This window comes from Streptomyces mashuensis, from assembly GCF_014654785.1.
Lineage (GTDB): Bacteria > Actinomycetota > Actinomycetes > Streptomycetales > Streptomycetaceae > Streptomyces > Streptomyces mashuensis.
This window is the reverse complement of the sequence record NZ_BNBD01000015.1, coordinates 1-19822: the sequence shown is the minus strand read 5'-3', so window position 1 is coordinate 19822 and position 19822 is coordinate 1. Positions and strand designations below refer to the sequence as shown.

Below are 19822 nucleotides of genomic sequence, written 5' to 3'. Positions count from 1 at the left end.
TTCTACTCAACCCAAATCGGGCACACTTGACGCTCAAGTGGCGCACTTCACAAGGCCCCGTCAAGGGGGCATATTGGTTTAGGTCGTCACGGCTGAAAACGGTCCAGCCCGGGATGTCGAACCTTGGCCTGAGTCAGAGTGAGTCCCAGATCGTCGACGTGCGTCACGATCTCCGGCGGGGTGAGCCGCGTAAGGGCTCGATTCGCCTCCCGTACCGCGCCCCCCGCGCACACCCCGCAGCCCCTCCCCCGCCACGACTTCGTCGTGACGGTCGGGGCTCACGGCATCGACTTCGTCCCCCGTGAGCGCGCGGAGGCCCGGCGGTGAGCGCCGACGAGCTGCGGGCGAAGGTCGCCGAGACCAACCGCCGGACGCTGCAACGCTGGGACACCACCACCGGTGCACCACCGCGTTGCGAGGACTGCTGGGTCATCAAGCGCACCCGGGCACGCGCCCTCGAAGACGGTGACCGGGACACCGCCGCCCGTATGGCGACGGACATGGGCGTTCACCAGCGCCTCGCCCACTCCGCCGACTACGGGAAGTAGGGCGTCGACGGCTCGGTGATCAAGTCCCGTCTCGGCTGTTCCGGCAGGACCAGGCCGCCTGCCGTGCGGAGGACCTGCTGCACCAGCAGTTGCGCGCTGCGTGGGGAGAGGGGGTCCTCCGGCGCCAGCGGCGTGACGACGTGCTGGAGCCATTCCGGGTCGGCCAGGCGGTCCAGGGCGTGCGCTGCCGTGAGTTGGCGGAGCAGTTCGTTCAGGATGAGAACGTGGCCCTGCTGGTAGCGGCGGCGGGTGTGGTGGGCGAAAGGGGCCTGCCACTGCTCGTACGGGGTGCGCAGCAGCCCTCTCAGCTGCCAGGTTCCCCATGGGTGCGTCTTCGGGCGCACGGACAGTTCCATCTGCCGGGCCCACGGGAGCAGCTTCTCCTCCGTGCCCTCCACGCGGTGGCGCAGACCCTCCCGCTCCAGGACGAAGTGGGCGCCGCCCTTCTTCCCCTCCGGGTTGCCGAGCAGCCAGTGACCGTCGGGGTGCCGCTCCAGCGGGCCCAGGTGCGTACTCATCGGCTCGACTCCTTGTAGACGCCCCACAACTTGTACTGGTGCACGATCTTGCGGGCCGCCAGGCGCGGGCGGCCCGTTCGGCGCTGCCAGAACGCGACCACGCGCTCCGCGTCGTACGGGAAACTGTCGCTCGCCATGGCGCCGGAACCGCCGTCGTAGGGGGCGGTCAGCATGAGTTTGCGGCCAGTGTGCCGGAACACGATCAGGGCACGGCTGCGCTTGCCCTGACCGACGGTTTCCCGGACGGCGATCTCCGCTACGTCCTGCCACGGCACGAAACGCTTGGCGAAGCCGAACCGGCGCATGCTGATGCCGCGGGCGTCCAGTTCCGTGAAGTCGCGGCTGAAGAGCAGGTACACCACGACCGCTGTGAGGGCGATCGCACCGCAGCCCCAGGCGGTCTCCATCCGCTTCCCGTTCATCGGGCCCGGGAGCGCCACGGCCGCCGCCGAGAGAACGCCGAAGACCACCCCCGGCAGCAGCACCAGGCTCCGCTGCTTCTCCGGCAGGTCGAAGCGCAGGCGCTCCTCGCTCGGTGCGGCAGGGTCGTGCACGGTCATGTGGTCAGTAGACACCACATACCGTCATATGATCAACGTTGATCGAATACGGTCAGCCCCATACGGTCAGCCCTTCTGGGCCGCCTCCACCATCTGCCGCAACTTGTCCGGCGTGAGCGGGTTCTTCGGGTCGCCGAAGACGCTCTTGCCGTTGAGCAGGACCGTGGGCGTGCCGGCGAAGTGGCCCGCGGTGAAGACGTCCTGGGACTTCTTCACCCAGCTGTCGTGCCGGCCGTCCTCGACGCACGTGCGGAAGCCGGGGGTGACGAGGCCGTCGACCTTGCCCGCCAGCTCCAGCAGGCGGGCCTTCCTCGCGAAGGCGTCGTCCGTCTCCGGCGGCTGGTTGCGGTAGAGCTCGTCGTGGTACGCGGCGAACTTCCCCGCGTCCTGCGCGCACCCGGCGGCGTTGGCGGCGTTGAGGGAGCCGGTGCCGCGGAGGTTCTTGTCGATGAGGGTGACCAGGTGGTACTCGCTCTTCAGCTTGCCCTTCGCCTCCAGGTCGCGGACCGTGTCGCGGAAGGCGAGCTCGAACTGGGCGCAGGCCGGGCAGCGGAAGTCCTCGTAGACCGTGAGCGTGGCCTTCGCGGCGGCGTGGCCGACGGGGATCGCCACCTCGTCCTTGCCGGTGGCGCCCTGGGGCGCGGCGACGGGGCCGGCCCCCTTCTTGGCCTTGCCGCTCGTGGAACCGGCCACCAGGGCAGCGATGCCGGCGCCCACGCCCAGGACGGCCACGACGACGGCCGCCGCAATGAGGGTGCGCTTCCGCTTGGCGCGGGCCTCCTCCTGGCGGCGCTGTTCCTGCAGCCGCTCGCGGGCGCTGCGCTTTCCGTCGGTGTTCTTCTGGCTCACATCCGCGTACAACGAACCGGGGACGCGCCCATGCGCGCCCCCGGCCACAGTTCCACCAAAAGAGCTACCCGAAGGAGCCGGCCGAGGAGCTACCCGCGCTTGCGGACGCCCTCCGCCAGTTCGCCCGCGAGCGCGCGGACCGCCGTCAGGCCCGTCTCCAGGTCGGGCGCGTCCAGCAGGCGCTTGACGAACGCCGACCCGACGATCACGCCGTCGGCGAACCCGGCGACCTCCGCCGCCTGTTCGGGGTTGGAGACGCCCAGGCCCACGCAGACCGGCAGGTCGGTGACCGCCCGGGTGCGGCGGACCAGTTCCTTCGCCTCCTGGCCGACCGAGTCGCGCGTGCCCGTGACGCCCATCAGCGACGCCGCATAGACGAAGCCGCTGCCGGCCGCCGTGATCTTGGCGAGGCGTTCGTCGCGGCTGCTGGGGGCGACGACGAAGACGGTGGCCAGGCCGTGTTCGCCGGCCGCCTTCCGCCACGTGTCGGACTCCTCGACGGGCAGGTCGGGCAGGATGCAGCCCGCTCCCCCGGCCTCCGCCAGGTCGGCGGCGAACCGCTCCACCCCGTACCGGTCGACCGGGTTCCAGTACGTCATGCACAGCACGGGTGCGCCGGTGAGCCGGTGGGCCTCGCCGACCGTGCGGATGACGTCGGCGATCCGGACGCCGCCGCGCAGGGCGATGTCGTCGGCGGTCTGGATGACGGGGCCGTCCAGGACCGGGTCGCTGTGCGGCAGGCCGACCTCGACGACGTCGCAGCCGCCGTCGAGCATCGCGGTGATGGCCCGTACGCCGTCGTCCACGGTGGGGAAGCCGGCCGGCAGGTAGCCGACGAGCGCGGCCCGGTTCTCGGCCTTGGCCGCCGCCAGGACCGAGTTCAGGAGTTCGATGTTGCCTGCCATCACTGGTCCCCCGCCGCGTCGTCGTACAGCCCGAAGTAGCGGGCCGCCGTGTCCATGTCCTTGTCGCCGCGCCCGGAGAGGTTGACGACGATCAGGCCGTCGGGGCCCAGCTCGCGGCCGACCTCCAGCGCCCCCGCGAGCGCGTGCGCGCTCTCGATGGCCGGGATGATGCCCTCGGTGCGGGAGAGCAGCCGCAGCGCCTGCATGGCCGCGTCGTCGGTGACGGCGCGGTACTCGGCGCGGCCCGTGTCCTTGAGGTACGAGTGCTCGGGGCCGATGCCCGGGTAGTCCAGGCCCGCGGAGATCGAGTACGGCTCGGTGATCTGGCCGTCCTCGTCCTGGAGGACGTAGGAGCGGGAGCCGTGGAGGATGCCGGGGGTGCCGGCGGTGAGGGTCGCGGCGTGCTCGCCACTGTCCAGGCCGTGGCCGCCGGGCTCGCAGCCGATCAGCCGTACGCCCTCGTCGGGCAGGAAGGCGTGGAACAGGCCGATGGCGTTGGAGCCGCCGCCCACGCAGGCCACGGCGGCGTCCGGCAGCCGGCCGGCGCGCTCCAGGATCTGGCGGCGGGCCTCGACGCCGATGACCCGGTGGAAGTCGCGGACCAGCGCGGGGAAGGGGTGCGGGCCGGCGACGGTACCGAACAGGTAGTGCGTGCGGTCGACGTTGGCGACCCAGTCGCGGAACGCCTCGTTGATGGCGTCCTTGAGGGTGCGGCTGCCGGACGTCACGGCGACGACCTCGGCGCCCAGCATGCGCATGCGGGCGACGTTGAGGGCCTGCCGCTTGGTGTCGACCTCGCCCATGTAGATGGTGCAGTCGAGGCCGAAGAGGGCGCAGGCGGTGGCCGTGGCCACGCCGTGCTGGCCCGCGCCGGTCTCGGCGATGACCCGGGTCTTGCCCATGCGCTTGGTGAGCAGGGCCTGGCCCAGCACATTGTTGATCTTGTGCGAGCCGGTGTGGTTGAGGTCCTCGCGCTTGAGGAACACCCGGGCGCCCCCGGCGTGCTCGGCGAAGCGGCGCACCTCGGTCAGGGGGCTGGGCCGGCCGGTGTAGTGGACCAGCAGGTCGGCCAGTTCGGCGGCGAAGGCCGGGTCGGCCTTCGCCTTCTCGTACTCGGCCGCGACCTCGTCGACGGCGGCGACGAGCGCCTCGGGGATGAACTTGCCGCCGAACGCGCCGAAGTAGCCCTCGGCGCTGGGCACCCGGCCCTCGGGGTCGGGGATGAAGAAGGTGTCGGACATGCTGCGCTCCTGGACGGAGGTCGCTCCCGCGCGGGGAGCGAGGTGGACGGTGTACCCGAGCTGTCGCTCAGGCCCGCCATCGCATGCCGTTGATCTGCCCCGGCTCGCAGCCGATGTGGTAGCGCACGCGCCGTCCCAGCGCGCGGCGGGCGGGCGCGCGGCAACCCCGGGGGCGGCACCCCCGGGCCAGTCGCGCGTACGCCCTCATGCGGTGGTCAGCTCCGCCCGTGCCGCAGGGCCGGGTGGGCGCCGGCGGCCACCAGGTCGGCGACCGCGGCCTTCGGGTCGCGGCCGGTGACCAGCGACTCGCCCACGAGGACCGCGTCGGCGCCCTCGTTGGCGTACGCGATCAGGTCGTGCGGACCGCGCACGCCCGACTCCGCGATCCTGATGACACCGTCGGGGATCACCGGGGCGACCCGGGCGAACGTGTCGCGGTCCACCTCGAGGGTCTTGAGGTTGCGGGCGTTGACGCCGATGACGCGGGCGCCGGCGTCCACCGCGCGCCGGACCTCCTCCTCGTCGTGCACCTCGACCAGGGGCGTCAGCCCGATGGACTCGGCCCGCTCGATCAGGGAGACCAGGGCCTCCTGCTCCAGCGCGGCGACGATCAGCAGGGCGAGGTCGGCGCCGTGCGCACGGGCCTCCCACAGCTGGTAGGCGGTGACGATGAAGTCCTTGCGCAGCACCGGCACGTCGACCCGGGCCCGGACGGCCTCCAGGTCGGCCAGCGAGCCGCCGAAGCGGCGCTGCTCGGTCAGGACGCTGATGGCGGCCGCGCCGCCCGCCTCGTAGTCCGCGGCCAGGCCGGCCGGGTCGGCGATCGCGGCGAGCGCGCCCTTGGAGGGGCTGGACCGCTTGACCTCGCAGATCACCGCGACGTTCTCGCCGCGCAGCGCGGCCGCGCCGTCCTTGGCCTGCGGCGCCCTGGCCGCGCGCTCCTTGAGCTCGTCGAGGCTGACGCGCGCCTGCCGCTCCGCGAGGTCGGCACGGACTCCGTCGATGATCTCGTCGAGCACACTCACGCGAGCGGCCCCCTTCCGGACTCGAATGGTCTGCTGGTGCGGTGGGGCTCACCTCACCAGGCATTGCGATGGTACTTGCCGGAGGGCGAAGGTTTCGCATCCGGTTGACGCCGGGTGTGTGGTCCGTCGCGCTCGGGTACGCGCCGGCGCGCCGCCGTACGCGGGCCTACGGCGCCAGCACCGCCCCCGGCGGGAGGTTGCGGACCACGGTGAACGCGAGGGTCAGGGCGGCCAGGGCCCACCAGTGCGGGGCCCGCAGCGGCACCCGCATGCCCGCGCCGCCCCGGAGCGTCCGCAGCAGCCACCCGGCCCACAGCACCGCGAAGACGGCGTAGCCCGCCACGGCGAGGGCGTTCGCGTGCAGGGCCGCCGGCAGATCGCCGCGGGTCAGCGCGTGCAGCCCGCGCAGGCCGCCGCAGGCCGGGCAGTACAGCCCCGTCCAGCGCAGCAGGGGGCACGACGGGTACGGGCCGGCGCCGGGCCGGGACGGGTCCACGGCGGCCACCCGGGCCACCGCCGCGCCCAGCACGGCCGCCACGGCCAGGGGCGCCGCGGCCCGGCGGGAACGCTCCAGCACACGGCCAGACTGCGCCCCCATGCACGAAGGCGCAGCTCAGAACCGGCCGTCCGGGTCTGCGCCGCGCCTCACGGGCCGGGGCGGTACGCGATCAGCCCTGCGTCTGCGGCTTCGCGCCGGCCTTGGGGGCCTGGCCCAGGCCCATCATGCGCATGATGCCGCCGACGACGGCGCCGAGGCCGATGATGACCATGCCCACCCAGAAGCCGACGGGGTTCGCCATGACGCAGAACGCGCTGGCCACGCAGAACCCGATGAAGGCGATGATGACACCGGTCCAGGCGGCCGGGGTGTGTCCGTGGCTGTGACCCGCCATGAGTTGACTCCTCGTTGCTGTGTCGCGCCTGGAGGCGCGGAGATCGCTCGGGGACATTGTCCCCGACGGTCCCGGTGGGTACGGACCTGGGGTGGGCGTGTCAGCCGCCGGTGCCCCGCGTCGGGTCCTCGCCGCGGTCCAGGGCCTTCCACAGCTCCTCCGGGCGCTCCGGGTCGGCGGCGGGCGCGGCCGCGCGGCGGCGCGGCGCGGGGGCGGCGGAGCCGCGCTCGTACCGGCCCGACATGGCCGGCCAGTCGCGGCCGTACCGCAGCGCGAGCAGGCCCGCGAGCAGCAGCAGGGCGCCGCCGGCCACGGCGACCCAGGGCCAGGCGGTGTGCGTGACGTTGTCCACGGCCGCCGTCGTGAGGCCGGAGACCTTGGCGGCCTTCTCCTCCAGCGCCGCCGTGTCGTCCGCCGCGCCGGCCGCGGCGGCCACGACGCCGGCGCCGCTCAGCGCCAGCAGCGCGGCGACGCCGGTGCGGGCGACGCCGCGGACGGCGAAGACGGCGAGGAGGGTCGCGAGACCGACGATCGCCAGGGCACCGGGGAGGGCGGTGATGTCCGAGCCGCTCGCGTGCTGCGGGAGGGTGCCGCGGGCCACGGCGGCCGTTCCCTCGGCCCAGGTGCGGCCGGTGGCCAGCAGCGTCAGGCTGGCGCCTGCGACGGCCAGGAGGAGGGCGGCCGCCACGCTGCGGCGGCTGGTGCGCGGGGTGGCGGGTGGGGCTGTGGTCACGGGTACCACTATCCCCTGTGGGTGGGGTGGGTGCGGGCCGGGGGGTGGGTGGGATTTGCCCCGGTCCCGCCCTTTCGCCTCCCCCAGCTACCGCTGGGAGGTGCCCCCACCGCTACCGCGGTGGTGTCCTCAAACGCCGGACGGGCTTGAATGTGGTACCGCGGGCGGGCTTGATTCGGTGCGGTGGGCTTTTCTTTACAGCCGGTTCGCCGTGTGGACCGCCCTCAGTACTGCTGCCGCCTTGTTGCGGCACTCCGCGTCCTCCGCTGCCGGGTCCGAGTCGGCCACCACGCCCGCGCCTGCCTGGACGTACGCCGTGCCGTCCCGCAGCAGGGCCGTGCGGATGGCGATGGCCGTGTCCGAGTCGCCCGCGAAGTCCAGGTAGCCGACGCAGCCGCCGTAGAGGCCCCTGCGCGTCGGTTCGAGTTCCTCGATGATCTGCATGGCGCGCGGCTTGGGGGCGCCCGAGAGAGTGCCGGCCGGGAAGCAGGCGGTGAGCACGTCGAAGGCCGTGCGGCCCGGGGCGAGGCGGCCGGTGACCGTGGAGACGATGTGCATGACGTGGCTGTAGCGCTCGACCGACATGAAGTCGACCACCTCGACGCTGCCCGGCTCGCAGACCCGGCCCAGGTCGTTGCGGCCCAGGTCGACGAGCATCAGGTGCTCGGCGCGCTCCTTGGGGTCGGCCATCAGTTCCTCGGCCAGCGCCGCGTCGGCCTGCGGGGTGGAGCCGCGGGGGCGGGTGCCGGCGATGGGGTGCAGCACGGCCCGGCCGTCCTCGACCTTCACCAGCGCCTCGGGGCTGGAGCCGACGACGTCGAAGCCGTCGAGCCGCAGCAGGTACATGTACGGGCTGGGGTTGGTGGCGCGCAGCACCCGGTAGACGTCCAGCGCGGACGCCGTGCACGGCGTCTCGAACCGCTGCGAGGGCACGACCTGGAAGGCGTCGCCGGCCCGGATGTGCTCCTTCACGTCCTCGACCGCCGCCATGTACGCCTCGCCGCCCCAGCGCGCCGTGTACGCGGGCAGCTCGGAGGGCGGCAGCACGGCCGGCTCCGTGGGCACGGGGCGGCAGAGGTCGGCGGCCATGGCGTCGAGGCGGGCCACCGCGTCCGCGTACGCCTCGTCCACGCCCGTCTCCAGGTCGTTGTGGTTGATGGCGTTGGCGATCAGCAGGACGGTGCCGTTCCAGTGGTCGAGGACGGCGAGATCCGAGGTGAGCAGCATGGTCAGCTCGGGCAGGCGCAGCTCGTCGGTGGTGCTGTCGCCGATGCGCTCCAGGCGGCGTACGACGTCGTAGGCGAGGTAGCCGACCATGCCGCCGGTGAAGGGCGGGAGGCCGGCGTTCTCGACGAGGTCGCGCGGGGTGTGCAGCGCCTCGACCGTGGCGCGCAGCGCCGCCAGCGGGTCGCCGCCGGTGGGGACGCCGACGGGCGGGGTGCCGACCCAGTGGGCCTCGCCGTCGCGCTCGGTGAGGGTGGCGGCGCTGCGCACGCCGACGAAGGAGTAGCGGGACCAGGTGCGGCCGTTCTCGGCCGACTCCAGCAGGAAGGTGCCGGGCCGCTCGGCGGCCAGCTTGCGGTAGAGGCCGACGGGCGTGTCGCCGTCGGCCAGGAGGCGGCGGGTGACGGGGACGACCCGGCGGTCCCGGGCCAGCCTGCGGAAGGCGTCGAGGTCGGGGGTGACGTGTCCGTGCGCGGCGGTTGCGGTGGTGGCGGCCATGGCGCGGAGCCTACTGGCTGGTGCCGGCTACCGGCCGAGCGGCAGGGAGCCGGAGTCGAAGCAGGTGCGCGTGCCGGTGTGGCAGGCGGGGCCGGTCTGGTCGACCTTGACGAGGACCGTGTCGGCGTCGCAGTCGAGGGCGACCGACTTGACGTGCTGGACGTGGCCGGAGGTGTCGCCCTTGACCCAGTACTCCTGGCGGCTGCGGCTCCAGTAGGTGCAGCGGCCGGTGGTGAGGGTGCGGTGCAGGGCCTCGTCGTCCATCCAGCCGAGCATGAGCACCTCGCCGGTGTCGTACTGCTGGGCGATGGCGGGGACCAGGCCGTCGGGGCTGCGCTTGAGGCGCGCCGCGATGTCCGGGGCGAGGGAGGAGGGTCGTGGGGCGTTGCCGGTCATGGGCCCATTGTGCCCCGCACGCCCCTCCGGCCCGGGCCGCCCCGGGCGCGGCCGCGCGCGCAGCGCCGTCGCGCACCGCCCGTCCCACCCGTAGGCTGACGCCATGTCGACGCATGCTCAGCGTGAACGCCTGCTCCTCGCCGACCTGTTGGAGACCGTGGGCCCGGAGGCGCCCACGCTCGTGCCGGACTGGCGCGCCCGTGACCTCGCCGCGCACGTCGTGGTGCGCGAGCGCCGGACGGACGCGGCGGCCGGAATCGTGTTCAAGCCGCTGGCCGCCCGGCTGGAACGGGTGCAGGCGGAGTTCGCCGCCAAGCCGTTCGCCGAGCTGGTGCAGCTGATCCGTACGGGGCCGCCGCGGCTGTCGCCGTACGCCCTGAAGCAGGTGGACGAGGCGGCGAACACCGTCGAGTTCTACGTGCACACCGAGGACGTGCGCCGGGCGCAGCCGGACTGGTCGCCGCGGGAGGTGGACCCGGTCTTCGGGGACGCGCTGTGGAGCCGGCTGGAGCGGACGGCACGGCTGCTGGGGCGCCGGTCGCCGGTGGGGCTGGTGCTGCGGCGGCCCGACGGGCGTACGGCCGTGGCGCACCGGGGGACGCCGGTGGTGACGGTCACCGGGGAGCCGGGGGAGCTGACGCTCTTCGCGTTCGGCCGGCAGGAGGCCGCCCGGGTGGAGCGGGAGGGTGCTGCTGACGCGCTGGCGAAGCTCCGCAGCGCGACACTGGGAATCTGAGGCTTGTCCGAGGGACCCCTTCCGCGAAGGAGGTACCGGTCATGGCGTTCCGGAACAGGCCCGGTGGGCACGCGGCCCCGGGGCCGTCACCGCTGGTGCATGTGTCCGCCGGGCTTCTGCTGCTGCGGCTGATGCTGGGCATCATCATGGTGACGCACGGTACGCAGAAGCTGTTCGGCTGGTGGAACGGGCCGGGGATCGACGGCACGGCCAAGGGCATGGAGCACTTCGGCTACCCGGCGCCCAAGGTCATGGCGGTGGTCGCGGGGCTGAGCGAGACGCTGGGCGGGCTGGGCCTGGCCGTGGGTCTGCTCACGCCGCTGGCGGCGGCCGCCGTGCTCGGCACGATGATCAACGCGCTGGACGTGACGTGGGACGGCGGGTTCCTGCTGCCGAGCGGGGTGGAGTTCACCCTGCTGGTCGCGGTGTCCGCGGCGGCCTTGGCCCTCACGGGGCCGGGCCGGTACGCGGTGGACGCCTACCTGCCCGTCCTGCGGGCGCACCGGCTCGCGTACGGCGTGGCGGCGATCGCGCTGGCCCTGGTGGTGGGGGCGGTGTTCATCCTGATCCGGAAGTAGCCCTGGTCCGCCGGTGCGGCGGACCAGGGCCGGGCCTCAGCGGACCGGGTGGCCGGCCTCGCGCAGGGCGTCCTTGACCTGGGGGATGCGCAGGTCGCCGAAGTGGAAGACCGACGCGGCGAGCACCGCGTCGGCGCCGGCCTCCACGGCGGGGGCGAAGTCGGCGAGCTTGCCGGCGCCGCCGCTGGCGATGACGGGGACGGTCACGTGGCGGCGCACCGCCGTGATCATCTCCGTGTCGTAGCCGTCCTTGGTGCCGTCGGCGTCCATGGAGTTCAGCAGGATCTCGCCGGCGCCCAGTTCGGCGGCGCGGTGGGCCCACTCGACGGCGTCGAGGCCGGTGCCGCGGCGGCCGCCGTGCGTGGTGACCTCGAAGGAGCCGGTGGGGGTGCGGCGGGCGTCGACGGAGAGGACGAGGACCTGGCGGCCGAAGCGCTCGGCGATCTCGCGGATCAGGTCGGGCCGCTCGATGGCCGCGGTGTTGACGCCGACCTTGTCGGCGCCGGCCCGCAGCAGTTTGTCGACGTCCTCGGCGGTGCGCACGCCGCCGCCCACGGTGAGCGGGATGAAGACCTGCTCGGCGGTGCGGCGCACCACGTCGTAGGTGGTCTCGCGGTTGCCGGAGGACGCGGTGATGTCGAGGAAGGTCAGCTCGTCGGCGCCCTCCCGGCCGTAGAGGGCCGCCATCTCGACGGGGTCGCCGGCGTCGCGCAGGTTCTGGAAGTTGACGCCCTTGACGACCCGGCCGTTGTCCACGTCCAGGCAGGGGATGACTCGGACGGCGAGGGTCACGCCGGTTCTCCTCCGGGGGGTGCTGCGGCGGCTCCTGCCGTCGCGTCGAATGCTTCGATCTCCACCTGGACCAGGGCGCGCGGGTCGGCGAAGCCGGACACCACGAGGAGGGTCGCGGCGGGCCGGACCTCGCCGAAGAGCTCCTGGTGGGCGCGGCCGACGGCGTCGACGTCGCGCAGGTGGGTCAGGTGGATGCGGGTGCGGACGACCGACTCGGGGCCCAGCCCGAAGGGCTTCAGTGCCTCCAGGGCGCTGCGGAAGGCCACGAGGGTCTGCTCGTACGGGTCGCCCTCACCCTGCAGGACGCCGTCGACGAACGGCAGGGTGCCGGCGACGAGGACCCGGTCCCCCGCCGCCACGGCCCGTGCGGAGCCGATCGTCTCGTTCCAGGAGTCGGTGGACCGTACGCGACGCGGGGCGGGGGTTTCGCTCATGCGGACACTGCCTCCAGGGCCTCTTCCAGGGTGAACGCCTTGGCGTAGAGGGCCTTGCCCACGATGGCGCCTTCGACACCCTCCGGTACCAGGGTGGCGAGGGCGCGCAGGTCGTCAAGGGAGGAGACGCCGCCGGAGGCGACGACGGGGCGGTCGGTGCGGGCGCAGACGGTGCGCAGCAGCTCCAGGTTGGGGCCCTGGAGGGTGCCGTCCTTGGCGATGTCGGTGACGACGTAGCGGGCGCAGCCCTCGGCGTCCAGGCGGGCCAGGGTCTCGTAGAGGTCGCCGCCGTCGCGGGTCCAGCCGCGGCCGCGCAGGGTGGTGCCGCGGACGTCGAGGCCGACGGCGATGCGGTCGCCGTGCTCGGCGATCACGCGGGCCACCCACTCGGGGGACTCGAGGGCGGCGGTGCCGAGGTTGACGCGGGTGCAGCCGGTGGCGAGGGCGGCGGCGAGGGAGGCGTCGTCGCGGATGCCGCCGGACAGCTCGACCTTGATGTCCATGGACCGGACGACCTCGGCGATCTGCGCGCGGTTGTCGCCGGTGCCGAAGGCGGCGTCGAGGTCGACGAGGTGGAGCCATTCGGCGCCGGCCCGCTGCCAGGCGAGGGCGGCGGCCAGCGGGTCGCCGTAGGAGGTCTCGGAGCCGGACTCGCCGTGCACCAGGCGGACGGCCTGCCCGTCGCGGACGTCGACGGCGGGGAGCAGTTCGAGCTTGCGGTCGGTCATCAGAGGCTCTCGATCCAGTTGGTCAGCAGCTGGGCTCCGGCGTCGCCGGACTTCTCGGGGTGGAACTGGGTGGCGCACAGCGGCCCGTTCTCCACGGCGGCGACGAAGCGTTCGCCGTGCGTGGCCCAGGTGACCTGCGGCGGGTGCAGGGAGGCGTTGCCGGTCTCGAAGTTCCACTCGCGCACGCCGTAGGAGTGCACGAAGTAGTAGCGGGTGCCGGCGTCGAGGCCGGCGAAGAGGCGGGAGCCCTCGGCCGGTTCGACGGTGTTCCAGCCCATGTGCGGGACGACGGGCGCCTTGAGCGGCTCGACGGTGCCGGGCCACTCGTCGAGGCCCTCGGTCTCCTCGCCGTGCTCGATGCCGCGCTCGAAGAGGATCTGCATGCCGACGCAGATGCCCATGACGGGCCGGCCGCCGGCCAGGCGGCGGCCGACGATCCAGTCGCCGCGGGCGGCGCGCAGGCCGCGCATGCAGGCGGCGAAGGCGCCGACGCCGGGCACGAGCAGCCCGTCGGCGTTCATGGCGCGGTCGTAGTCGCGGGTGATCTCCACGTCGGCGCCGACGTGGGCGAGGGCGCGCTCGGCGGAGCGGACGTTGCCGAAGCCGTAGTCGAAGATCACGACGCTCTTCCTGCGGTTCACGGAGGTCATGACCACAGCCCTTCGACGCGCAGGAGGCCGGCGCTCAGGCACATCACGGCGCCGATGCCGAGCAGCACGATGATGCCCTTGGGCATCTTCTGCTTGACGAAGGAGATGATGCCGCCGACGAGGAACAGGCCGACGAGGATGAGGGCGGTCGACGTGCCGTTCACTACAGGGCGCCCTTCGTCGACGGGAGGATGCCCTCGGCGCGCGCGTCGCGCTCCGAGGCGTAGCGCAGGGCGCGGGCCAGGGCCTTGAACTGGGCCTCGACGATGTGGTGCGCGTTGCGCCCGTAGGGGACGTGGACGTGCAGGGCGACCTGGGCCTGGGCCACGAAGGACTCCAGGATGTGCCGGGTCATCGTGGTGTCGTACGTGCCGATCATCGGCGCGATGTTCTCCGGCTCGCTGTGCACGAGGTAGGGGCGGCCGGAGAGGTCGACGGTGACCTCGGCGAGGGTCTCGTCCAGGGGGACGGAGCAGTTGCCGAAGCGGCGGATGCCCACCTTGTCGCCGAGGGCCTGCTTGAAGGCGGCGCCCAGGGCGAGGGCGGTGTCCTCGATGGTGTGGTGGGTGTCGATGTGCAGGTCGCCGTCGGTCTTGACCGTCAGGTCGAACAGGCCGTGCCGGCCGAGCTGGTCGAGCATGTGGTCGTAGAAGCCGACGCCCGTCGAGACGTCGACCTGCCCGGTGCCGTCGAGGTCTATTTCGACCAGGACGGAGGTCTCCTTGGTGGTGCGCTCGACGCGCCCAACGCGGTTCATCGGTTGTTCTCCTTCAGTACGGCGCGCATCGCGTCCAGGAACGCGTCGTTCTCGGCCGGGGTGCCCGCGGTGACCCGCAGCCGGCCCGGTACGCCGTTGTCGCGTACGAGCACGCCGTGGTCGAGCAGGGCCTGCCAGGTGGCGTGGGCGTCGTCGAACCGCCCGAACTGGACGAAGTTGGCGTCCGAGTCGGTGACGTCGCAGCCGAGGGCGCGCAGCTCGGTGACGAGCCGGTCGCGTTCGGCCTTGAGCTGTTCGACGTAGCCCAGCAGGGTGTCCGTGTGCTCCAGGGCCGCCAGCGCGGTGGCCTGGGTGACGGAGGACAGGTGGTACGGCAGGCGGACCAGTTGGACGGCGTCGACGACGGCGGGGTCGGCGGCGAGGTAGCCCAGCCGCAGCCCGGCGGCGCCGAACGCCTTGGACATGGTGCGGGAGACGGCCAGGTGCGGCCGGCCCTCCAGCAGGGGGAGCAGGGACGGGCGGTGGCTGAACTCGCCGTACGCCTCGTCCACCACCACCATGGACGGCTTGGCGGCCTGCGCGGCCTCGTACAGCCGCAGGACCGTCTCCGCCTCGACGGCGGTGCCCGTCGGGTTGTTGGGCGAGCAGACGAAGACCACGTCGGGCCGCTGCTCGGCGATGGTGCGCTCGGCGGCCTCGACGTCGATGGTGAAGTCCTCGCGGCGCGGTCCGTGCAGCCAGCCGGTGCCGGTGCCGCGCGAGATGAGGGCGTGCATCGAGTACGAGGGCTCGAAGCCGAGGGCGGTGCGGCCGGGGCCGCCGAAGGTCTGCAGCAGCTGCTGGAGCACCTCGTTGGAGCCGTTGGCGGCCCACACGTGCGCGCGCGTCACCGCGTACCCCGTGTTGCGGGTGAGGTAGGCGGCGAGGCCGGTGCGCAGCTCGGTCGCGTCCCGGTCGGGGTAGCGGTTGAGGTGGCGGGCGGCCTCGGCGACGCGCTCGGCGATGCGGGCGACGAGCGGCTCGGGCAGGGGGTAGGGGTTCTCGTTGGTGTTGAGCCGTACGGGCACGTCGAGCTGGGGGGCGCCGTACGGGGTCTTGCCGCGCAGCTCGTCCCGGAGGGGGAGCTCGTCGATCCGGGTCACTTGCCCTCCGGCACCTTCCAGTCGAACCTTGCCTTGATCGCCGCGCCGTGGGCCGGCAGGTCCTCGGCCTCGGCGAGCGTCACCACGTGCCCGGCGACCTCGGCGAGCGCCTCGCGGGTGTAGTCCACGACGTGGATGCCGCGCAGGAAGGACTGCACGGACAGGCCGGAGGAGTGGCAGGCGCAGCCGCCGGTGGGCAGGACGTGGTTGGAGCCGGCGGCGTAGTCGCCGAGGGAGACCGGGGCGTACGGGCCGACGAAGATCGCGCCGGCGTTGCGGACGCGGGCGGCGACGCCGGCGGCGTCGGCCGTCTGGATCTCCAGGTGCTCGGCGGCGTAGGCGTCGACCACGGCCAGGCCCTGGTCGATGCCGTCGACGAGGACGATGCCGGACTGCCGGCCGCCGAGGGCGGGCAGCACCCGGTCCTCGACGTGCTTCGTCGCGGCGACCTGGGCGGCGAGCTCCTTCTCGACGGCGTTCGCCAGGTCCTCGGAGTCGGTGACGAGGACGGAGGCGGCCAGCGGGTCGTGCTCGGCCTGGCTGATGAGGTCGGCGGCCACGTGCACGGGGTCGGCGGTGGCGTCGGCGAGGATCGCGATCTCGGTGGGGCCGGCCTCGGCGTCGATGCCGATGCGGCCCTTGAGCAGCCGCTTGGCGGCCGCGACCCAGATGTTGCCGGGGCCGGTGACCATGGTGGCCGGGCGGCACTCGTCGGTGCCGTAGGCGAACATGGCGACGGCCTGGGCGCCGCCGGCGGCGTACACCTCGTCGACGCCCAGCAGGGCGCAGGCGGCGAGGATCGTGGGGTGCGGCAGGCCGCCGAACTCCTTCTGCGGCGGCGAGGCGACGGCCATCGACGCGACGCCGGCCTCCTGGGCCGGGACGACGTTCATCACGACGGACGAGGGGTAGACGGAGCGGCCGCCGGGCACGTAGAGGCCGACGCGCTCGACCGGCACCCAGCGCTCGGTGACCGTGCCGCCGGGCACGACCTGGACGGTGTGGTCGGTGCGGCGCTGGGCGCGGTGGACGAGGCGGGCCCGGCGGACCGACTCCTCCAGGGCCGCGCGCACGGCCGGGTCGAGCTCCGCCAGGGCGCGGGTCAGCGCCTCGGCGGGGACCCGCACCTGCGTGATCCGGACACCGTCGAAGCGTTCCGCGTAGTCGATCAGGGCCGCGGTGCCGCGATGATGCACGTCGTCGCAGATGGGCCGCACCTTCTCCAGGGCGGCCGCGACGTCGAGCTCGGCACGGGGCAGCAGGTCGCGGTCGACGCCGCCTTCGGGGAAGGCGTCACCGCGCAGATCGATTCGGGAAATCACAAGACCAAGTGTCTCAGACCCGTGCGGCACCACGTTTCCCCGTACCACCTTCTGATACTCCGCCAAAGAGTTGATCTTTCGTTGACCGCGGACCGACAATCTGATCCTTACGGCGGGTGTTCGACCCGTCACCCGTAAGGGAAAGGGCCCGTACGACGGACGAGCCGGGAGGGGGAACCGTGACGCGACCGGGTGACCAGGGACCGGAGGACGACGGGCCGCCGCCCGCACTGGAACCGACGGAGACCGAACGCGCCATGTGGGAGGCGTTCCGCACCGGCACCACCCTCGACCTGCGCGCCCCCCGCCCCGAGGACAACGTCCCCTCCGCCGCCCGCACCTGGGGCCCCGAGCGCAGCGTGCGCGCCGAGGTGATGGCGCTGCTGCTGCTCAACGGCCCCGCACCCCGCCCCGGACGGGTCGCCGCGCTCAAGCTCAAGGGCGTACGGATCACCGGCACCCTCGACCTGTCCGGCGGCACCGTCGTCCCCTACGTCGAACTGCACCAGTGCCGCTTCGACCAGCAGCTGCTGCTGCCCGAGTCCACCTTCACCACGCTCCGCCTCGTCGGCTGCTCGCTGCCCCGCCTGGAGGCCGCCCGCATCCGCACCGAGGGCGACCTGCACCTGCCGCGCTGCGTCATCCCCCACGGCATCCGGCTGACCGACGCGCACATCGGCACCGATCTGCTGCTCAACCAGCTGGTGGTGCGCAAGGACCGGCGCGGCCTGTCCATCGCCGCCGACGGCATGACCGTCGGCCAGGACTTACAGGCGGAGATGATGCGCTCCCAGGGCGAGCTGAGCCTGCGCGGCGCCACCATCGGCGCCTCCCTGAGCCTGCGCGGCTCCACCCTGGACAACCCCTACGGGCGGCGCGCCCTCAACGCCCCCCAGCTGACCGTGGAACGCACCCTCTACCTCACCTCCGCCGGCATCGGCGGCGCCCGCTTCGCCGGCGGCGCCACACCCCCGTTCGGCATCGCCACCTACTCCCCCGGCCGCACCGGCCGCGAACGGCCCTTCGAGTGCCTGGGCGGGGTCCGCCTCGACGACGGACGGTTCGGCGACGCCGTCGACCTCAGCGAGGCCCGCTTCGTCATGGAGGCCGACCAGGAACTGTCGCTGCGCCGCGTGCAGACGCCCGAGCTGCGCTTCCTGGGCGACCGCGTCGAACAGGGCCGGGTCGTGCTCTCCGGGGCCCGCGTGGTCAACCTCGTCGACCGCTTCGACAGCTGGCCGGGCCCCGGCGGGCTGGCCATGGCCGGCTTCGCCTACGAGAACCTGATCCCGCTCGGCCACTTCCCCCTCTCCCGCCGCCTGGAATGGGTGGCCGCCGCCACCCCCGAGTACGCGCCCGAACCGTACGAGCGCCTCGCCGGCGCCCTGCGCACCAGCGGCGAGGACGCCGACGCGCGGGCGGTGCTGCTGGCCAAACAGCGCCGGCGGCGCGAGACGCTGCCGCTCGCCGGCAAGGCCTGGGGCCACCTCCAGGACTGGACGGTGGCCTACGGCTACAAACCCGGCCGGGCCGCGGTGTGGATGGCCGTGCTGTGGGCGCTGGGCGCCCTCTGGTTCTCCTGGCACCCGCTGCCGCCGATCAAGGAGGGCGAGGGCCCGGTGTGGAACCCCGAGCTGTACACCCTCGACCTGCTGCTGCCCGTCATCGACCTCGGCCAGGGCGGCGCCTGGAGACCCGGCGGCGGCACGCAATGGATCGTCGCCGCCCTCACCCTGCTCGGCTGGATCCTGGCCACCACGGTGGCCGCCGGGGCCTCCCGGATGCTGCGCCGCCAGTGAACGGCAGCCCCCTCCGGGCGGAGCGCCCATTAGGCTTACCGCCCGTGACCACCGCTCGCCTTCCCCTGTTCCCGCTGAACTCGGTGCTGTTCCCGGGCCTCGTCATCCCGCTGAACGTCTTCGAGCAGCGGTACCGGGCGCTGATGCACGACCTGTCGGAGCTGCCGGAGGAGATGCCGCGCCGCTTCGGGGTGGTCGCCATCCGCGACGGCCACGAGGTCGCCCCCAGCGCGCCGGGCCTGCCCGGCGAGACCCCGCCCGAGCCGGGCCCCGCCGCCGGCTTCGGCCCCGAGCCGCTGCGCGCCTTCCACGGCGTGGGCTGCGTGGCCGACGCCGCCAGCATCCGGCCCCGGCCCGACGGCACGTACGAGGTCCTCGCCACCGGCACCACGCGCTTCCGGCTGCTGTCCGTCGACGCGTCCGGCCCCTACCTCACCGGTGAGGTCGAGACGCTGGAGGAACAGCAGGGCGACGGGGCCGGGGCGCTCGCCTCGGGCGTCGTCCGGGCCTTCCGCGCCTACCAGAAGCGGCTGGCCGGGGCCAGCGAGTCGTCCCTCGCCGGCCGGGCCGAGCTGCCCGGGGAACCGCGCGTCCTGTCGTACCTCGTCGCGGCGGCGATGGTGCTGGACACCCCCACCAAGCAGCGGCTGCTGCAGACCCCGGACACGGCGTCCCGGCTGGCCGACGAGCTGAAATTGCTGCGCGGCGAGACCGCCGTGATGGGTAAGCTCCCGTCGCTGCCGGCCGTGGACCTCACGCGGCGGCCCACCAGCCCCAACTGACCGGCCGGGAGGACCTCGCCGTGGCTGCCGCCACCCCCGCCCTGGGCGTCCTGCGCAAGGCGGGCGCCGCTTTCACCGTGCACTCCTACGACCACGACCCCGCCGGCGGCGCGTCGTACGGCGAGGAGGCGGCGCGGGAGCTGGGGGTGGCGCCGGAGCGGGTCTTCAAGACCTTGGTGGCGGAGGTGGACGGGACGCTGGCCGTCGCGGTGGTGCCGGTCGCCGGGGCGCTGGACCTCAAGGCGCTGGCCGCCGCGCTCGGGGGTAAGCGGGCGGTGATGGCTCCTCCGGCTGCGGCCGAGCGCGCCACGGGGTATGTGCGGGGCGGCATCTCGCCGCTGGGGCAGCGGCGGCGGCTGCGGACGGTGCTGGACGCGTCGGCTCTCGCCCACACCACGGTGTGCGTCTCGGCTGGGCGCCGGGGCCTGGAGGTGGAGCTGGCGCCGGCGGTGCTGGCCGATCTGACCGGTGCGGTGGTTGCGCCGGTCGCCCGCGCTTGAAGGTTCCCCGACCCCGCCCTTTCACCGTTTCCCAGGGGCTCCGCCCCCGGGGTGTGGACAGCGGCCGCGGTGCGCGCTACCACCTAAAGGGGGCGGGCGGAACCGCCCAGGGAGGGGCACCCATGTCCAAGCGCACGCGGAAGCGGAAGTGGCGGTTGCGGAAGGGGCGGGCGAACCACGGGCGGCGGCCCGCCTAGGCCGTTTCTTTCGGATCATCTGATCGTTGGTCTGGTGTGCCGTTGACGGACGCG

General features: G+C 73.5%; 26 protein-coding genes. 6 read left to right on the top strand and 20 right to left on the bottom strand.

The window, feature by feature from the left end; genetic code table 11:
* Positions 1–323 precede the first annotated feature (323 nt).
* Positions 324–548 (top strand): hypothetical protein, encoded by a 225-nt coding sequence (locus IE305_RS27000; protein ID WP_190132387.1) that lies wholly within the window; start codon positions 324–326, stop codon positions 546–548.
* Here the strand turns inward: IE305_RS27000 and IE305_RS26995 are convergent.
* The 12 genes from IE305_RS26995 to hisI form a co-directional block, all read right to left on the bottom strand.
* Positions 536–1066 carry a hypothetical protein gene (locus IE305_RS26995; protein ID WP_190132386.1) on the bottom strand — a complete coding sequence of 177 codons (531 nt, stop codon included), beginning with the start codon at positions 1064–1066 and terminating at the stop codon, positions 536–538. The genes IE305_RS27000 and IE305_RS26995 overlap by 13 nt on opposite strands.
* On the bottom strand, positions 1063–1626 hold the full coding sequence (locus tag IE305_RS26990) for a hypothetical protein (RefSeq protein ID WP_190132385.1): 564 nt from the start codon (positions 1624–1626) through the stop codon (positions 1063–1065). The genes IE305_RS26995 and IE305_RS26990 overlap by 4 nt, the downstream gene beginning before the upstream one ends.
* A 66-nt stretch (positions 1627–1692) precedes the next feature.
* On the bottom strand, positions 1693–2475 hold the full coding sequence (locus IE305_RS26985) for a DsbA family protein (protein ID WP_190132384.1): 783 nt from the start codon (positions 2473–2475) through the stop codon (positions 1693–1695).
* An 89-nt stretch (positions 2476–2564) separates the two neighbouring features.
* Positions 2565–3380: a tryptophan synthase subunit alpha gene (gene trpA / locus IE305_RS26980; RefSeq protein ID WP_190132383.1), complete on the bottom strand. Its 816-nt coding sequence runs from the start codon at positions 3378–3380 to the stop codon at positions 2565–2567.
* Entirely contained in the window at positions 3380–4621 is a 1242-nt protein-coding gene (gene trpB, locus IE305_RS26975) for a tryptophan synthase subunit beta (RefSeq protein ID WP_190132382.1), read from the bottom strand. Before trpB ends, trpA begins: the two co-directional genes overlap by 1 nt.
* Positions 4622–4688: 67 nt before the next feature.
* Complete coding sequence (gene trpM / locus IE305_RS33845) at positions 4689–4829, bottom strand: tryptophan biosynthesis modulator TrpM (protein WP_373311758.1); 141 nt, start codon at positions 4827–4829, stop codon at positions 4689–4691.
* A 7-nt stretch (positions 4830–4836) separates the two neighbouring features.
* Positions 4837–5646: an indole-3-glycerol phosphate synthase TrpC gene (gene trpC, locus IE305_RS26970; RefSeq protein ID WP_190132381.1), complete on the bottom strand. Its 810-nt coding sequence runs from the start codon at positions 5644–5646 to the stop codon at positions 4837–4839.
* Positions 5647–5812: 166 nt separating this feature from the next.
* Positions 5813–6223, bottom strand: coding sequence for a DUF2752 domain-containing protein (locus IE305_RS26965; RefSeq protein ID WP_229891580.1), 411 nt, complete (start codon positions 6221–6223; stop codon positions 5813–5815).
* A gap of 91 nt (positions 6224–6314) precedes the next feature.
* Positions 6315–6539, bottom strand: a complete 225-nt coding sequence (locus IE305_RS26960) for an HGxxPAAW family protein (RefSeq protein ID WP_190132379.1) — start codon at positions 6537–6539, stop codon at positions 6315–6317.
* 100 nt (positions 6540–6639) lie between these two features.
* Positions 6640–7281 (bottom strand): TIGR02234 family membrane protein, encoded by a 642-nt coding sequence (locus tag IE305_RS26955; RefSeq protein WP_373311757.1) that lies wholly within the window; start codon positions 7279–7281, stop codon positions 6640–6642.
* A gap of 186 nt (positions 7282–7467) precedes the next feature.
* Positions 7468–8994 (bottom strand): anthranilate synthase component I, encoded by a 1527-nt coding sequence (locus IE305_RS26950; RefSeq protein WP_190132378.1) that lies wholly within the window; start codon positions 8992–8994, stop codon positions 7468–7470.
* Positions 8995–9021: 27 nt separating this feature from the next.
* Entirely contained in the window at positions 9022–9390 is a 369-nt protein-coding gene (gene hisI, locus IE305_RS26945; protein WP_190132377.1) for a phosphoribosyl-AMP cyclohydrolase, read from the bottom strand.
* A gap of 103 nt (positions 9391–9493) precedes the next feature.
* On the opposite strand from hisI, the gene IE305_RS26940 reads away from it, so the two are divergent.
* A complete protein-coding gene (locus IE305_RS26940; protein WP_190132376.1) occupies positions 9494–10126 on the top strand; it encodes a TIGR03085 family metal-binding protein in 633 nt (210 codons plus the stop codon).
* A gap of 41 nt (positions 10127–10167) precedes the next feature.
* The gene (locus IE305_RS26935) at positions 10168–10704 is read left to right on the top strand and encodes a DoxX family protein (RefSeq protein WP_190132375.1); all 537 of its coding nucleotides are present in this window, start codon (positions 10168–10170) and stop codon (positions 10702–10704) included.
* Between the two features lie 36 nt (positions 10705–10740).
* On the opposite strand, the gene hisF is transcribed toward IE305_RS26935, so the two are convergent.
* From hisF to hisD, 8 genes are read right to left on the bottom strand one after another with little or no spacing between them, the layout of a single operon-like run.
* Positions 10741–11496 carry an imidazole glycerol phosphate synthase subunit HisF gene (hisF, locus tag IE305_RS26930; RefSeq protein WP_190132374.1) on the bottom strand — a complete coding sequence of 252 codons (756 nt, stop codon included), beginning with the start codon at positions 11494–11496 and terminating at the stop codon, positions 10741–10743.
* Positions 11493–11930: a Rid family hydrolase gene (locus IE305_RS26925; RefSeq protein ID WP_190132373.1), complete on the bottom strand. Its 438-nt coding sequence runs from the start codon at positions 11928–11930 to the stop codon at positions 11493–11495. The genes hisF and IE305_RS26925 overlap by 4 nt, the downstream gene beginning before the upstream one ends.
* Positions 11927–12658, bottom strand: a complete 732-nt coding sequence (gene priA, locus IE305_RS26920; RefSeq protein WP_190132372.1) for a bifunctional 1-(5-phosphoribosyl)-5-((5-phosphoribosylamino)methylideneamino)imidazole-4-carboxamide isomerase/phosphoribosylanthranilate isomerase PriA — start codon at positions 12656–12658, stop codon at positions 11927–11929. The genes IE305_RS26925 and priA overlap by 4 nt, the downstream gene beginning before the upstream one ends.
* Positions 12658–13308, bottom strand: coding sequence for an imidazole glycerol phosphate synthase subunit HisH (hisH, locus tag IE305_RS26915; protein WP_190132371.1), 651 nt, complete (start codon positions 13306–13308; stop codon positions 12658–12660). Before hisH ends, priA begins: the two co-directional genes overlap by 1 nt.
* Positions 13305–13472 carry a CG2302 family histidine operon protein gene (locus IE305_RS26910; RefSeq protein ID WP_190132370.1) on the bottom strand — a complete coding sequence of 56 codons (168 nt, stop codon included), beginning with the start codon at positions 13470–13472 and terminating at the stop codon, positions 13305–13307. The genes hisH and IE305_RS26910 overlap by 4 nt, the downstream gene beginning before the upstream one ends.
* Positions 13472–14065 (bottom strand): imidazoleglycerol-phosphate dehydratase HisB, encoded by a 594-nt coding sequence (hisB, locus tag IE305_RS26905; RefSeq protein WP_190132369.1) that lies wholly within the window; start codon positions 14063–14065, stop codon positions 13472–13474. Before hisB ends, IE305_RS26910 begins: the two co-directional genes overlap by 1 nt.
* Positions 14062–15168, bottom strand: a complete 1107-nt coding sequence (locus IE305_RS26900) for a histidinol-phosphate transaminase (RefSeq protein WP_190132368.1) — start codon at positions 15166–15168, stop codon at positions 14062–14064. Before IE305_RS26900 ends, hisB begins: the two co-directional genes overlap by 4 nt.
* Positions 15165–16490, bottom strand: a complete 1326-nt coding sequence (gene hisD, locus IE305_RS26895; RefSeq protein WP_190132367.1) for a histidinol dehydrogenase — start codon at positions 16488–16490, stop codon at positions 15165–15167. The genes IE305_RS26900 and hisD overlap by 4 nt, the downstream gene beginning before the upstream one ends.
* A 257-nt stretch (positions 16491–16747) precedes the next feature.
* Here hisD and IE305_RS26890 point away from each other — a divergent pair, with 257 nt between their 5' ends.
* From IE305_RS26890 to ybaK, 3 genes are read left to right on the top strand one after another with little or no spacing between them, the layout of a single operon-like run.
* Positions 16748–18289 (top strand): oxidoreductase, encoded by a 1542-nt coding sequence (locus IE305_RS26890; protein WP_229891594.1) that lies wholly within the window; start codon positions 16748–16750, stop codon positions 18287–18289.
* Between the two features lie 44 nt (positions 18290–18333).
* Entirely contained in the window at positions 18334–19071 is a 738-nt protein-coding gene (locus tag IE305_RS26885; protein WP_190132366.1) for an LON peptidase substrate-binding domain-containing protein, read from the top strand.
* Positions 19072–19091: 20 nt separating this feature from the next.
* Positions 19092–19571, top strand: a complete 480-nt coding sequence (ybaK, locus tag IE305_RS26880; RefSeq protein ID WP_229891578.1) for a Cys-tRNA(Pro) deacylase — start codon at positions 19092–19094, stop codon at positions 19569–19571.
* Positions 19572–19822 lie beyond the last annotated feature (251 nt).

Coding starts and splice junctions, on each gene's coding strand:
- IE305_RS26935 (WP_190132375.1), top strand. CDS start 10,168: ATGGCGTTCCGGAACAGGCCCGGTGGGCACGCGGCCCCGGGGCCGTCA.
- hisB (WP_190132369.1), bottom strand. CDS start 14,065: ATGAACCGCGTTGGGCGCGTCGAGCGCACCACCAAGGAGACCTCCGTC.
- IE305_RS26940 (WP_190132376.1), top strand. CDS start 9,494: ATGTCGACGCATGCTCAGCGTGAACGCCTGCTCCTCGCCGACCTGTTG.
- IE305_RS26925 (WP_190132373.1), bottom strand. CDS start 11,930: ATGAGCGAAACCCCCGCCCCGCGTCGCGTACGGTCCACCGACTCCTGG.
- trpA (WP_190132383.1), bottom strand. CDS start 3,380: ATGGCAGGCAACATCGAACTCCTGAACTCGGTCCTGGCGGCGGCCAAG.
- hisI (WP_190132377.1), bottom strand. CDS start 9,390: ATGACCGGCAACGCCCCACGACCCTCCTCCCTCGCCCCGGACATCGCG.
- trpM (WP_373311758.1), bottom strand. CDS start 4,829: ATGAGGGCGTACGCGCGACTGGCCCGGGGGTGCCGCCCCCGGGGTTGC.
- IE305_RS26960 (WP_190132379.1), bottom strand. CDS start 6,539: ATGGCGGGTCACAGCCACGGACACACCCCGGCCGCCTGGACCGGTGTC.
- hisH (WP_190132371.1), bottom strand. CDS start 13,308: ATGACCTCCGTGAACCGCAGGAAGAGCGTCGTGATCTTCGACTACGGC.
- priA (WP_190132372.1), bottom strand. CDS start 12,658: ATGACCGACCGCAAGCTCGAACTGCTCCCCGCCGTCGACGTCCGCGAC.
- IE305_RS26890 (WP_229891594.1), top strand. CDS start 16,748: ATGTGGGAGGCGTTCCGCACCGGCACCACCCTCGACCTGCGCGCCCCC.
- IE305_RS26950 (WP_190132378.1), bottom strand. CDS start 8,994: ATGGCCGCCACCACCGCAACCGCCGCGCACGGACACGTCACCCCCGAC.
- IE305_RS26990 (WP_190132385.1), bottom strand. CDS start 1,626: ATGACCGTGCACGACCCTGCCGCACCGAGCGAGGAGCGCCTGCGCTTC.
- trpB (WP_190132382.1), bottom strand. CDS start 4,621: ATGTCCGACACCTTCTTCATCCCCGACCCCGAGGGCCGGGTGCCCAGC.
- IE305_RS26995 (WP_190132386.1), bottom strand. CDS start 1,066: ATGAGTACGCACCTGGGCCCGCTGGAGCGGCACCCCGACGGTCACTGG.